13 protein-coding genes and 1 tRNA gene are annotated in these 11,473 nt (G+C 66.1%); 7 read left to right on the forward strand and 7 right to left on the reverse strand.

Annotation, left to right across the window (positions count from 1 at the left end):
* Nucleotides 1-195 precede the first annotated feature (195 nt).
* On the forward strand, nt 196-594 hold the full coding sequence (locus BKN37_RS22570) for a hypothetical protein (RefSeq protein WP_071029176.1): 399 nt from the start codon (nt 196-198) through the stop codon (nt 592-594).
* Here the strand turns inward: BKN37_RS22570 and BKN37_RS22575 are convergent.
* The 3 genes from BKN37_RS22575 to BKN37_RS22585 all read right to left on the reverse strand — a co-directional run bounded on the left by BKN37_RS22575 (nt 591) and on the right by BKN37_RS22585 (nt 3,248).
* Nucleotides 591-1,550 (reverse strand): XcyI family restriction endonuclease, encoded by a 960-nt coding sequence (locus BKN37_RS22575; RefSeq protein ID WP_071029177.1) that lies wholly within the window; start codon nt 1,548-1,550, stop codon nt 591-593. The two genes, BKN37_RS22570 and BKN37_RS22575, sit on opposite strands and share 4 nt — an antisense overlap.
* 10 nt (nt 1,551-1,560) lie before the next feature.
* A complete protein-coding gene (locus BKN37_RS22580; RefSeq protein WP_083341979.1) occupies nt 1,561-2,454 on the reverse strand; it encodes a DNA-methyltransferase in 894 nt (297 codons plus the stop codon).
* A gap of 86 nt (nt 2,455-2,540) precedes the next feature.
* The gene (locus BKN37_RS22585) at nt 2,541-3,248 is read right to left on the reverse strand and encodes an HAD family hydrolase (RefSeq protein WP_071029178.1); all 708 of its coding nucleotides are present in this window, start codon (nt 3,246-3,248) and stop codon (nt 2,541-2,543) included.
* Between the two features lie 253 nt (nt 3,249-3,501).
* Here BKN37_RS22585 and BKN37_RS22590 point away from each other — a divergent pair, with 253 nt between their 5' ends.
* From BKN37_RS22590 to BKN37_RS22600, 3 genes are all read left to right on the forward strand, one after another.
* The gene (locus BKN37_RS22590; protein ID WP_071029179.1) at nt 3,502-4,176 is read left to right on the forward strand and encodes a VldE C-terminal domain-containing protein; all 675 of its coding nucleotides are present in this window, start codon (nt 3,502-3,504) and stop codon (nt 4,174-4,176) included.
* Between the two features lie 62 nt (nt 4,177-4,238).
* On the forward strand, nt 4,239-5,063 hold the full coding sequence (locus BKN37_RS22595; RefSeq protein WP_071029180.1) for a glycoside hydrolase family 16 protein: 825 nt from the start codon (nt 4,239-4,241) through the stop codon (nt 5,061-5,063).
* Nucleotides 5,064-5,216: 153 nt separating this feature from the next.
* Entirely contained in the window at nt 5,217-5,579 is a 363-nt protein-coding gene (locus BKN37_RS22600) for a DUF732 domain-containing protein (RefSeq protein WP_242657332.1), read from the forward strand.
* Between the two features lie 260 nt (nt 5,580-5,839).
* Here the strand turns inward: BKN37_RS22600 and BKN37_RS22605 are convergent, their stop codons facing one another.
* The gene (locus BKN37_RS22605; protein ID WP_242657333.1) at nt 5,840-6,691 is read right to left on the reverse strand and encodes a hypothetical protein; all 852 of its coding nucleotides are present in this window, start codon (nt 6,689-6,691) and stop codon (nt 5,840-5,842) included.
* Nucleotides 6,692-6,910: 219 nt separating this feature from the next.
* On the opposite strand from BKN37_RS22605, the gene BKN37_RS22610 reads away from it, so the two are divergent.
* Nucleotides 6,911-7,585, forward strand: a complete 675-nt coding sequence (locus BKN37_RS22610) for a sensor domain-containing protein (RefSeq protein ID WP_083341980.1) — start codon at nt 6,911-6,913, stop codon at nt 7,583-7,585.
* Here the strand turns inward: BKN37_RS22610 and BKN37_RS22615 are convergent.
* From BKN37_RS22615 to BKN37_RS22625, 3 genes are all read right to left on the reverse strand, one after another.
* Nucleotides 7,582-8,883 carry a C40 family peptidase gene (locus tag BKN37_RS22615; protein ID WP_071029182.1) on the reverse strand — a complete coding sequence of 434 codons (1,302 nt, stop codon included), beginning with the start codon at nt 8,881-8,883 and terminating at the stop codon, nt 7,582-7,584. The genes BKN37_RS22610 and BKN37_RS22615 overlap by 4 nt on opposite strands.
* Nucleotide 8,884: 1 nt before the next feature.
* Entirely contained in the window at nt 8,885-9,235 is a 351-nt protein-coding gene (locus BKN37_RS22620) for a WXG100 family type VII secretion target (RefSeq protein WP_071029183.1), read from the reverse strand.
* A gap of 182 nt (nt 9,236-9,417) precedes the next feature.
* Nucleotides 9,418-9,491 (reverse strand) — tRNA-Gly (locus BKN37_RS22625).
* Nucleotides 9,492-9,634: 143 nt separating this feature from the next.
* On the opposite strand from BKN37_RS22625, the gene dcd reads away from it, so the two are divergent.
* Together dcd and BKN37_RS22635 are read left to right on the forward strand one after the other, a co-directional pair.
* Nucleotides 9,635-10,207: a dCTP deaminase gene (gene dcd, locus BKN37_RS22630; RefSeq protein ID WP_071029184.1), complete on the forward strand. Its 573-nt coding sequence runs from the start codon at nt 9,635-9,637 to the stop codon at nt 10,205-10,207.
* A 75-nt stretch (nt 10,208-10,282) separates the two neighbouring features.
* On the forward strand, nt 10,283-11,473 hold a 1,191-nt coding region (locus BKN37_RS22635; RefSeq protein ID WP_131823674.1), incomplete at its 3' end, for a DUF7159 family protein.

Genomic DNA, 11,473 nt, shown 5'->3' on the forward strand with positions numbered 1-11,473 from the left:
CCCCCGAACCGGCTGCCCCGCCGCCGCCCCCGGCGCCGCAGCTGCCGCAGATGCCGCCGATGACGATGTGGCTACATCTGCCGTTCGTGTCGGTGCCCATCCCAATCAATCCGCCGCCTCCGCCCGCGCCGTGACCGGACCGGCCGCGGCGCGCACACTGGGTGTCACGGGTGTGGACTTGCCAGGAGGACTGCGATGAGTGACGAGCATGGGTTCGGATTCGATCCCGAGGACTTCGATCGGGTGATCCGCGAGGCCAGCGACGGCCTGCGCGACGCCGTGGGGCGCCTCGGACGGTTCTTCACGGTGCCCGGCGACCGGGCGGGCTGGAGCGCGGTGTTCGAGGATTGGGCGCGGAAATCCCGCGGCGAGCCCGCCACGGCCGGCGAGGCCGGCGACGGGGTTTGGGCGATCTACACCGTCGACGACGGCGGCGGCGCCCACGTCGAAGAGGTGTACGCCACCGAACTCGACGCGTTGCGGGCCAACCAGCGCAACACCGACCCCAAACGGCGGGTGCGGTTCTTGCCGTACGGGATCGCGGCCAGCGTGCTCGACGATTCCGACGACACCGGGGGCGCGGCCGAGGCTTAGATCCCCATCGCGACCAGGACGTGGTTGATCAGCCGTTGCCAATCGGCGCCGGAGCGCGCCAACACCTGTTCGACGTCGAACCACTGGTTGGTGGTCGGTGACTCCTTCTTCAACACGTCCAGCTGACTGCTGGTCTTGCTGATGATGGTCCAAAAGTCGGTGGCGCCCCGGCCCTTGGCCTTCTGGTGGCTTTTCTCGGCCTCCCCGGCCCGGTTGTGCACATTGGAGACGTCGGTGCCGCCCTTGATCTCGATGGCGACCTTGAGAAACTCCTGATCGTTGACGGTTTCGGTGATCACCACGTCGGGGTCGGCGGCCAGCGCCAGCGTGACGGTGCGCCCCGCCTTGTTCTGCAGGCTCAGCGACGGGCCGATATCCCCGTACTGCACGCCCTGGCTTTTGATCACCGACTTGAGCACCTCGTAGACGCCCTTGGTGGCCTTCTCGCCGATCTGGGTGCGCCACGACCCGTCGGCCTGCGCACCCAGCATCATCAGCGGAAGCTGTTCGACGTCGGCGGCGGTCAAGCCCGGGCTCAGGCTGGTGATCAGCGCGGAGATCTCGATGTTGAGCTCGCGGCACAGGTCGGCGATCAGCGGCGCGGCCCGCGGGCCGATCACCCCGCGCTCCTCCATGGATTTGAACACGTTGAGTCCGGTGGCGGTCTTGTAGAACAGTTTCTGGCTGACGCCGAGCAGCAGCCGGTAGTAGCCCAGCGCGGCCGGCGCGGCGGTGAGCACCGACGGCACGGCGAACACCAGCTCGTCGCGGATGTTGCTGCCGTGCAGCAGCTGCAGCCCCGGATGCGGGGCATACGTCGTCATCTCGGAGCTCAGCGCGGCCGGCGGAATCGTCTTGGCGGCCGCGCGCACGGTGTCGTGTAGGACCGAATGGCGCGCCTTGACCAGGATTTCGTGGACATAGATCTGCCGTTCGGGCGGCGGAAAGGTGAACAACGGCTGCCGGCTAGGTTTCGATCTCAAAGCCGTGCGCGGTGAGCCGGTTGCGGGCCATCTCCAGGTAGTCCGGGTTCAACTCGACCCCGGCGAAACGCCGTTTCAGCGTTCCGGCCACCAGCGCCGACGTGCCCGACCCCATGAACGGGTCCAACACCAGGTCGCCTTCGTCGCTGCTGAGCGTCACGCACGGCTCGATCAGCGCGGGCGGGAACGTGGCGAAGTGCCCGCTGGCCGCCCGGTACGCCTGGGTCTTGACGTCCCATACGCTGCGCAGCCGCCGGCCGTTGGGCCCTTCGACCGCTTTGACGTTGTACTTGTACCGCTCGGACTTGGAGAACAAGAACACGTATTCGTGGCTGCGGGTGGGCCGGTCGGTCACCGATTCCGGTTGGGCGTTGGGCTTGTTCCAGATGATGTCGGACCGCAGGTACCAGCCGCGTTCTTGCAGGTTGAGCGCCAGCCGCCACGGCACCCCGATCAGGTCTTTGGCCTTGAGGCCGTCCGGCGTCGGGGGCCGCACGCTCATCGCCCGCGCCACGTTCTTCTTGTCCGGGGCGCGCCAGGTCCGCCCGCCGCTGGTGTAGGAGTCGCCGATGTTGAGCCACATCGTCCCGTCATCGCGCAGCACCCGCCACACTTCCTCGAAGAGTTCGGCGAGCGCGTCGATGAAGGCGTACACCGAGTCTTCCAACCCGATCTGGCCGTCGATGCCGTAGTCGCGCAGCGACCAGTACGGCGGCGACGTCACCACGGTTTGGACGCAGCCCTCCGGCATCGCGGACAGCACCTGATGCGCGTCGCCGAGGATGAGCGCCGAGCTTTTCAGCAGCGCCGCATAGTCTTGGCCGCGGTCGTGTTTGACGACGGAGAAGCTCGGCGGCGTCTGCGCACTCAAGCTCATGCGCCGCATCGTATCGGGCGCCGCCGACAACCGCGCTCAGGCGCGCCACCAGCGCAAACGGATTTCCGGCGGGTGGCTGTGCTCCGCTACCTGGCCTCCGGCGGGCAGCGCAGTTCCCGGCCGTTGTGTGCGTCGATCACGGCGGGCAGGTCGGCGACGCTGTCGAGGATGTGGGTGTGCGGGGCGTGCACGAATTCCGCGTCACCGTGGCTGCCGGTGCGGACCCCGGCGACGATCGCCGCGCCCGCCTGGCTGGCCGCCCACAGGTCGTCGATGGTGTCGCCGGCGGCGGCGATCTGGGCGACGGACGCGGTCCCGGTGCGCAGCAGCGCGGTGAGCAGCAGGTCGGGGTAGGGCCGCCCCCGCCCGGCGTCCTCCGGCGACAGCGTCAGGTCAACCAGGTCGCGCCAGCCCAGCGTGTCGATGATGTGGTCGCGGATGTGCGGGGCGAACCCGGTGGTCAGCGCGACCGCGCACCCGGAGCCGCGCAATTTCTCGATGGTCTCGGCGGCCCCCGGAATTGGCGTCACACCGTCGGTGGCCAGGCGCAGGTAGGCGGATTCGAAGGCGGTGTTGGCGGTCTGGGCGCGGGTCTCGTCGCCGGGGAAGATCGCCCTGAAGACCTCGATCTTCGAGTGGCCCATGGTGTCTCGCGCATAGGCGGCGGCGTTGGTGAAGGCGGGCGAGCCGATTTTGAGACCCGCGGCGGCCAGTGCCCGGGCGACGGCTTGCGTCACGACGCTGGCGTCGTGCACGGTCGTCCCGGCGATGTCCAGGCAGACCAGCCGGATCATGTGCGCTCCTTGATTTAGGTGAGCGGTGCGACGGGCGCGCGGGTCTCACCGGAGGCTAGTTCAAAGGCGTCTAAGAAGCGGGAGCGGGCCACCGGTTTCTTAGCTGGGGGTCAATTCGGCGGCAAACCACAGCTGACCAGCCGGGATAGCTGAGTGATGGCCGATTGGCCCCGCCGAGCGCCAACCGCCGCCGTTCTGAGGGTTCGTTATGAGATTGTGACTATTCGCGGGGTTGCCCGTATGGTGGTTCCCCGTGGGGAGGCACGAATTAGCCAGGAAGCGACGAAAGTCACCGGCCCTCACGGCTGCAGCCATCGCGTCGGGGGCCGTTTTCTTTGCCGTCGGCGGTAGCGCCTATCCGCACGCCGCCACGAAAGCCGCCGAACCCGTCGTCACCGACGACACGGCGGCGTGCTGCGCGCAGCTGGTGTCCGCGACGCCGCGGGGGACGGTGGCGACGCAGTTCGGGCAGCCCGGCATGGGCCCCGACCCCGACCAGGCCATGCCGGCCTCGCGGTGGCGGGTGGTCACCCACGAGGCTCCGCGGCTGCTGCCGGTCGGAGTGGCCTCCGAAAGCGGCTTGCAGGTCAAGACGATCCTGGCCGCCCGCAGCATCAGCGCGGCGTTCCCGGAGATCCATCAGATCGGCGGTGTGCGCCCCGATGCGCTGCGGTGGCACCCCAACGGGTTGGCGCTCGACGTGATGATCCCCAACCCCAGCAGCGCCGAGGGCATCGCCCTGGGCAACGAGATCGTCGCGTTCGCGCTGAAGAACACCGAACGCTTTGACCTGCAGGACGCCATCTGGCGGGGCACCTACTACACGCCCAACGGCCCGCAAGGCTCCGGGTACGGCCACTATGACCACGTCCACATCACCACGCACGGCGGCGGTTACCCCACCGGGGGAGAGGTCTATGTGCGCTGAGCGGGGACACTCGATTTGGCGCCGGATGCGCGCCACCGCCGACGCATGGTTTCATTCGGTTCGTGCCTGAGATGGACCGACGCAGCCTGATGATGATGGCGGGATTCGCCGCGCTGGCCGCCGCGCTTCCCGTCCCGGAGGCGCGTGCGCACCCGTCGGCGCCCGCCGCTCCGCCCGGTAACGGGGCCCCGGTGAACTATCTGTTCCACGACGAATTCGACGGTCCGGCCGGATCGGCGCCCGATCCGTCGAAGTGGACGGTGGCTCGGGCGCGGGAGACCATGAAGGACCCGACGTATTGGGAGCGGCCCGAGAACGTCGGGCAGTACCGCGACGACCGCCGCAACGTGTTCCTCGACGGCAAGTCCAACCTGGTCATCCGCGCCGCCAAGGACGGCCCCACCTTCTACAGCGGCAAGATCCAAAGCCGGTGGCGGGGCGGCATCGGCCACACCTGGGAGGCGCGGATCAAGCTGGACTGCCTGACGCCCGGCTGCTGGCCGGCCTGGTGGTTGGGTAACGACGACCGCGGCGAAATCGACGTGGTCGAGTGGTATGGCAACGGCAGCTGGCCGTCGGCGACCACCGTGCACACCATGCCCAACGGCTCCGAATGGGCGACCCACAACATCGCCCTGGACAGCGGCTGGCACACCTGGCGCTGCCAGTGGGATGAGGCGGGCATGCGGTTCTGGGAGGACTACACCGACGGCGCAGAGCCCTACTTCACCGTGCCGGCGAATTCGATCGGGGACTGGCCGTTCAACAACCCGGGGTACACGGTGTATCCGGTGCTCAACCTCGCGGTGGCCGGTTCCGGTGGCGGGGATCCGTCCGGCGGCAGCTATCCGGCGCAGATGCTGGTCGACTGGATCCGGGTCTGGTAAGCGGGGCCTTGCCTCTCGAACCTCACCGACCGCGTCTGCCACAGTGGCCCCACCCGTACCGAATTCCGGACCATGTGGCAGTGCTCGAAACGGATAGCGTCCCCGATATCACGGGCGGCGACGTCTACGTCGACCTCCCGGCACAGCATCTGGATGAGCGATGAGGTCGTTTCGCCCGCACGGGCCGGGCCCGGCGGCGACAATATGGCGATGGATACGCTCCGGACCGGCATCGTCGTCGGTGTCGCTGCCCTCGGCCTAGCCGTCGGCGAACTGTTCACCGGCGCGGGCGCCGCGCACGCGGATGACTACGAGTACCTGGGCGGCCTGCGCGCGGCGGGCGTCTGGATCCACAAGGACGCCGAACCCTACGTGGTTCGGGATGGCCACCGCATGTGCGGCGAACTGCGTCGCGGCGTTCCGCCCGAGGACGTCGCTGCGGAGTTCCCGCAATTGGACCCCGCGGTGTTCTTGTCGATTCTGCGGGACCATCTGTGCCCGGACGCGCCGGGCTGATCCCTGCTCATACGTGGAGCCGATGACGGGAATCGAACCCGCGTATTCAGCTTGGGAATTTGCTACAGAAGAATAGCAATGGCTAGCTATTGTAGCCGTCGAATCTCTGGTCAAGCGCACCGTCGTCCACTATTGGTCGTCTGTTGCCAACCGCCGCGAACTAGTGCAAACCCGCTGGTCGCGGCCATGTGACGGCCGCACCCACCAAATTCGCCGTGGTGTTTTCTGCGCGGTCAGGGCGGACCCTGCGCCCGAAGCTGCTAAGAATCAATCTTGCGGGGCTGGCCGTCGTCAGGGCGACGCCATCGGTAACCGGCCTCATCTTCGAATTCGAGCACGACGCGAAGGCGCGCGTCTGGCGCCGTCGTTCGAAATGCCATAACGGCGAACTGTTCCGGTGTCAGCGTTGTCATCCATTCGCTGACCATCTGGCCTAACAGAGCTTCGCGGAACCGCGCCGAAACTTCAGGACTAAGGCGTTGCGCGATCATGTCGCCCATTTGATTCGGATTCGGGCCGACGCGCTGGAATCCGCCTGTGTTGCCGTAGCCGCCCATTCCGCCCAAGTTGCCAAGTTGGCTGCTCAGCGCGCCACCAATCGATCCTGAGAGCGCTTCCCTCACGATTCGGCCGAACGACTCACCGACGTTGATTTCTCGGTTCGCCTGGCGGCACCCGTTTGGAATCTCGTTGCCGTCAGCATCGACAGCCGTCACCGAAACGGCCAGGTTCGTAACGACGCCGTTGCTGGTGTTGCTCACTTTGACCGTCCATAGGTTTTCACCGAGTACGTCGGCAGGGAAGATCGTCGGAACGATCTTGCGGGCCTGCGCGGCCACCCGGTCATCTTCGGCGCGCAGCAAAGCGGCCATTTGATCCTCGTAGCGTCGCCGGTCTTCGGCGGCCTGCTTGTTCCGCTCAGTGCGATCCTCGCGCGCTTTCTTCGGTTCCCAGTAGAACGCTGCCCACAGCGCAGCGAGTACACCTAGCGCAGTGAATATTGCGCCGAGCGCGGTTCCATACGCGCCAGCGATTTGCAGCCAATCGGGCACCGGGTTTTTCGTGGGCACGACGCTGTTCCCTTCGGTAGTGAAGCTGACTAGGTTGCTCATTACGACGAAAACGCTAACCGGGTGATCTGACAAATCGACAGGACCGAACGGTCTGGCGTCCGATCCACGAAGACATCGAGTTGTCAGGTGGTCGGGAAGATGATGGCTCGCCTGGTCCCGCGGCGGGTTGAGCAAAACGTATGTGCCATCCCAGCTCAGACCTAAGTCGGGCATGCATCGCTGGGCTAAGCTCGGTCAAGCCTTGGCTGAGGGGAAGTAATGAACTACTGGGTGCGTGCCGTCGTCGCGCTAGCGGTCGCTGCCACCCTGGTATCAGGGTGCGGCAAAGGTTCGGTGGCGGAGTCGCATGGTGACACCACAACGACGCCGCCCGCGCGCCAGTCGGTTACGGCGTCGGAGATCGAGTCGTTGCCGGTGCCGTTCGACGACGTCAAGGCAATGGCCGGAGACGAGCTGCAGCATTCAAATATCACCAGGGAACCGACCGATTACGCCGCCATGAGCCCTACCTCGCCGTGTTTTCTTCCCGACAGTGGGACAGCCGACGTGGCGGTCTTTGGGCACGAACCGCTTGCCTTCCGCAACGTCATGTACACGGGCTTTAGCAATGTGTTCGCCGAGCAAGCCCTGGCTGTATACGCCAGTGAATCGGTCGCTAAGGACAAATTCACTCGCTTTGTTCAAGGACTTCACACCTGCGCCGCGTCCCACCCGGCGGGTATGGATACGCCGTCCAGCACTGTAAACACTGCTACTTGGCAACGGCATTTGAGCGGCGTCAACCTCGACCCGGCCACCGACATGTGTGCCGAAGGGGTTAAGCAGGTTCAGAACGTGATGTTCCGGGTTACCTCATGCAGGCTCGACAACGATGCCGCAATCGCAGCGATGATGACGGATCGGATCACGGAGAAAATCAACAACCCTGTTTAGTGCAGACGGCGACCACGGATCACCCCATCGGTTTGGTCCGGTCCGATGGTTGTCGGTCTCTCCTGGACTTGAACCGGGAGACCAGAACCAGGCGCGTTGATGATCACATCCGGCGCAATGTAAATGCCGACATGGCGTGCGTCGTCAGGGCCGTAGAAGATGAAGTCACCTGGCGTGAGGGAGGCCCCGCTGGGGATTTTCGTGAGGTTAGGCGAACCAAGCTGGGTGCCAGTGTAGCCACCGATGTCGACATTGGGCCTCGCCTGACCAGCGGCGTACTCGGCGAGTCCGCTGCAGTCAAAGCCAACACGTTTATTGTCCTGGTAGGTCCACGATTCGTCGACGATCGGGGTGCCGTCCCTCGCCCGGTTCAACACCCCCTTACCCGGTCCGCTGGTGTCGCCGCCGCTCCAGGCGTACGACGTGCCCAACTGCGTTGCTGCCGCACCGACCACCTTCAACCCAGGATCGTTGACCGCATCGGGGTTGGGCAGGAAGCCTCGCGGGATTTGGCCGGTTGCGGGGTCTTTTTCGGTGGGGAAGTGCGCCAGGTAGTCCTGCCATGCCTTGTCGCGGGCTGGGCCGGGCCCGCCGGTATAGCCCGGCGGGTTGTCGGCGAGTAGCGGGTTGTGCCAGGAGTTCCGCCACTTGTTCGGGTCAAAGCCTGGCTGCCATGCGACGCCAGGGTCGTTGACGTCGGTGACGCCGGGCCGATGTTCGCTGCCCGCGTCGCGCGGGGGGTGTTCCTGCCCCGGCTGCGGCTGTTGTCCACCGACCTCGTGGCCACGGGCGTCGACTTCGGCATCACCCACAGCCGCGCGCAACGCGAGGGCTAGGTCGCGGTCGGCGATCTGGGCGTGGTCTTTGAGTTTGGTCAGTTCGGTTTGGAGTAGTTGTTGCTGCACGGCCATCGAGTCGTCGAACCCGATTTCGGGCGGGTTTTTGCTGGTGTCGATTTTCCAGTCCTGGGTGACCTTCCAGCCGTAGCCTTTGGCGGTGGCGTCGATGTCGTCGAGGGACGCCTTGCACCCACTGACCCACATTTCGGCGGTGCGCACCGCGTTGTACACCCCGTCGGACTCACGCCCGATGGCGTCCACATCGGTGCGGGTCTTGCCCAGTTCCTCGCGAAACGCCTCGGCGGCCTCTCCGTGCCAATTGGCTGTTCGCTTATGGCCGTTTACTAATGCCTCGCCAAGCTCGTGATGGCTTCCCCGCAGCTTCCCGACAGTCTCGAACATCTGGTGAATGACCGACAGGTCCCAGTGCCGTACGTCGTCGGGGGTCAGCTCGGCCAAGCTACAGCCTGAGCCCGACGTCCGGGGACGGCGCACCCACCGGCGGCGAGCTGGCCGGGCCGGACTCGCTCGCCAGATCGCCCCAACCGTCGGCGTCGGCGAAGGCCTGCCCTGTTCGGACTACATGTTGGCCTATCGCTGCCACCCGCTGCTGATGCTCGGCGTGCCGCGCTTCCCAGCGCGCCACCACCTGCTGCATCGCAGCCTGGGATTCTCCCCGCCACCGCGACACCGCATCGTTGAGGTCATCGATATGGCGCGCCGTCGCGCTGGCATGATCGTCCGCCGCGTCCACGAAGTGGTTGCCAACTAGATGAAGGTCGACCGGATTGACCTGCAACCTCTTGGCCACAATGACCGCCTCCCCTCCGCGTATCCAAACGGATCATAACCGCGGAGTTGGCGATCGGCTCGAGCTAACTTGGGGGCTTCAAAACGCTTTGAAGGCCGCCGCTGACACGTCCATTCGGGGTTGTGGCATGACACCGAAGCCGCCATTCGAACGGGTCGAACGGTGTTTCACGTGGGAAACGGTGGAGCCGATGACGGGAATCGAACCCGCGTATTCAGCTTGGGAAGCTGATGTTCTGCCATTGAACTACATCGGCCTAGCGTTCCGAAGGGTAGCATCCGCCGGTCACGGCGCCGCGCACCCCGCCAGCAGACACAAAGGACCCCGACACGCCGTCGCCGCGGGGGTGTTTGCGTCTGCTCGCCGGAGAAGAAGGACCCCAGCGGATACGCTCGTCGCGTGCTGCTCTCCGATCGCGACCTTCGAGCGGAAATCGCCGCCGGACGGCTGAGCATCGACCCGTTTGACGACGCGTTGGTGCAGCCGTCCAGCGTGGACGTGCGCCTCGACAGCCTGTTCCGGGTGTTCAACAACACCCGCTACACCCACATCGACCCGGCCAAACAGCAAGACGAGCTGACGTCCCTGGTGGAACCCGTCGACGGCGAGCCGTTCGTCTTACATCCGGGCGAGTTCGTGCTGGGCTCCACCCTGGAGCTGTGCACCCTGCCCGACAACCTGGCAGGTCGGCTGGAAGGCAAGTCGTCGCTGGGCCGGCTGGGTTTGTTGACCCATTCGACCGCCGGATTTATCGACCCGGGGTTCAGCGGCCACATCACCTTAGAGCTGTCCAACGTGGCCAATCTGCCGATCACGCTGTGGCCGGGCATGAAGATCGGTCAGCTGTGCATTTTGCGATTAACCAGCCCGGCCGAGCACCCGTACGGCAGCAGCCGGGTAGGGTCGAAATATCAGGGCCAGCGGGGGCCGACGCCTTCGCGCTCGTACCAGAACTTCATCAAGTCCAGCTAAGTACGTAGATGTAACGGTCAGACGGCCGTCCGGCGATGAGATCTGCGGCTAGCTAGTGAATTGCCTGGAGGTGTTGTGGACATCGTTCTTGGGGTGTCGATGGCGCCCTCGACGGTCCGCATGGTGTTGGTCGAGGGTGAAAACGCAGACGGAGTCACCGTCGACCACGATGATTTCGATATTGCCGCGGGCCGAAACGAGCCCCCGCCCATCACCACCGCATCGGATCAGGTGATCTCGGCGATCCTCGGCACCCAGGAAAGCGCCCAAGAAGGCGGTTACCACCTGACCTCGACCGGTGTGACGTGGAACACGCCCGCCGAGGCGGCGGTGCTGCAGGACGCGTTGGCGCATCACAAGATCGAGAACGTGATGCTGGTGTCGGCGTTTTTGGCCGCCGCGGCGCTGGCCCAGGCGGTCGGCAACGCCACCCACTACGCCAAGACCGGGTTGTTGTTCGTGGAACCGGACACCGCGACGCTGGCGGTGGTCGACTCCGCGGACGGCTCGATCACCGAGGTGCAGCGCCGCGAACTGCCCGGCGACGACGACGCCGCAGTGGCGGAGTTGGCCCGGCTGGTGGGCGGGGCGGACCGGCTGCAGTCGCGCCCGGACGGGGTGTTCGTGGTGGGCTCCGGGGTCAACGTCGCGATGATCAAACCCGCGCTGGAGGCCGCCACCGCGCTGCCGGTCAGCGCGCCGGAAGAACCGGATATGGCGTTGGCCCGGGGCGCGGCTCTGGCGAGCGCGAACGCGCCGCTGTTCGCGTCCTCCACCCAGGCGCTGGCCTGGGCGCAAGATCCCGGCACCGGCCAGGTGGACCGCAGTGCCGCCGAGCTTGGCTACGCCTACGTCCCGGCGGCTTCGCCGGACTACGACGCCACCCAGGGCGAAGGCCTGGCCTATAGCGCCGTGACGGACGACCCCAGCAGCGGCTACCTGCCCATCTCGGAAGGTCTGCCCGTCGTCGACGACCCCGAGCTCGTCGACTCCCGCCTGCTGGACTTCAGCACCGCTGCGCATGAACTCGAGCGCAAACCGTTCCTGGTGGCCGGTAGCGTGGCGGCCTTGTTCCTGGTCGGAGTGGTCGCCCTGGCGATCACCCTGGCGGTCACCATGCGGCCGACGGCCACCGAGCGGCCCAATGCGGGCGGCAACGTGGTCGTTCCGGCCCACCAGGTGCCGGCGCCGAAGCCGAAGCCCGCCCCACCACCGGCGCAGAAACCGCCTCCGGCTCCGGAGCAGGCCTCGGTACCAGCTCCGAAG

The sequence above is a fragment of the Mycobacterium talmoniae genome (assembly GCF_001854525.1).
GTDB lineage: Bacteria > Actinomycetota > Actinomycetes > Mycobacteriales > Mycobacteriaceae > Mycobacterium > Mycobacterium talmoniae.

Bases quoted from the DNA above. Each gene is read 5' to 3' on its own strand.
- BKN37_RS22570 (WP_071029176.1), top strand. From the start codon at position 196: ATGAGTGACGAGCATGGGTTCGGATTCGATCCCGAGGACTTCGATCGG.
- BKN37_RS22580 (WP_083341979.1), bottom strand. From the start codon at position 2,454: ATGAGCTTGAGTGCGCAGACGCCGCCGAGCTTCTCCGTCGTCAAACAC.
- BKN37_RS22585 (WP_071029178.1), bottom strand. From the start codon at position 3,248: ATGATCCGGCTGGTCTGCCTGGACATCGCCGGGACGACCGTGCACGAC.
- BKN37_RS22600 (WP_242657332.1), top strand. From the start codon at position 5,217: ATGAGCGATGAGGTCGTTTCGCCCGCACGGGCCGGGCCCGGCGGCGAC.
- BKN37_RS22605 (WP_242657333.1), bottom strand. From the start codon at position 6,691: ATGAGCAACCTAGTCAGCTTCACTACCGAAGGGAACAGCGTCGTGCCC.
- BKN37_RS22610 (WP_083341980.1), top strand. From the start codon at position 6,911: ATGAACTACTGGGTGCGTGCCGTCGTCGCGCTAGCGGTCGCTGCCACC.